Origin of the sequence: Clostridium malenominatum (assembly GCF_039521365.1) — a bacterium.
In the GTDB taxonomy this organism is placed as follows: domain Bacteria; phylum Bacillota; class Clostridia; order Clostridiales; family Clostridiaceae; genus Clostridium_AW; species Clostridium_AW malenominatum.
Genome location: NZ_BAAACF010000004.1, coordinates 1 through 636, shown reverse-complemented (window position 1 = coordinate 636; position 636 = coordinate 1). Strand labels below are relative to the sequence as shown.

Below are 636 nucleotides of genomic sequence, written 5' to 3'. Positions count from 1 at the left end.
CTTTCTAGGGAGAATTAATAAAGCAAATTAGCTTTATTATAAGCTTATGTACTCTGTTTAATTTTGAAAGACCATTGGTCTTTTTTAAGTTAAAAGTTAATTTTTAACTTAATGAAGCTCCTCAGCATAGCTGATGAGTACTGACTTGTTAGCAAAATCAGAGATTTTGACAAGTCATATAAAAATTTATGGGGGTATAGCTCAGTTGGGAGAGCACCTGCCTTGCAAGCAGGGGGTCATGAGTTCGAATCTCATTATCTCCACCATATTAAAGGGCTTATAGCTCAGCTGGTTAGAGCGCACGCCTGATAAGCGTGAGGTCGATGGTTCGAGTCCATTTAAGCCCACCAATGTTCTTTGAAAATTGCACAAAGATAAAGTAAAGTAAATCAAAGGTAATAACTTTTGTAGATATGATTTATTATTAAATCATAGAAAGTTACTAGAAGCAAGCAGTACGAGGAATGCATGCAGCGAGGAGCGGAGTTTAGCAGCGCTAAATGAGCACCGAAGCAAATGCAATGACGAAGTAATGCGCCGCTTATAGGAACTTTATATAGATCAAGCTACAAAGGGCACATGGAGAATGCCTTGGCACCAGAAGCCGATGAAGGACGCGATAAGCTGCGATAAGCT

Annotated in this window: 2 tRNA genes and 1 rRNA gene; all 3 read left to right on the top strand. The window is 39.2% G+C overall.

Going from position 1 to position 636, the window contains the following annotated elements:
• The first annotated feature begins 190 nt into the window (after positions 1-190).
• Positions 191-266 (top strand) — tRNA-Ala (locus tag ABDZ69_RS14310).
• 7 nt (positions 267-273) lie between these two features.
• Positions 274-350: transfer RNA gene (locus ABDZ69_RS14305), tRNA-Ile, on the top strand.
• Positions 351-559: 209 nt separating this feature from the next.
• Positions 560-636 (top strand): 23S ribosomal RNA (locus tag ABDZ69_RS14300); the annotation flags it as partial.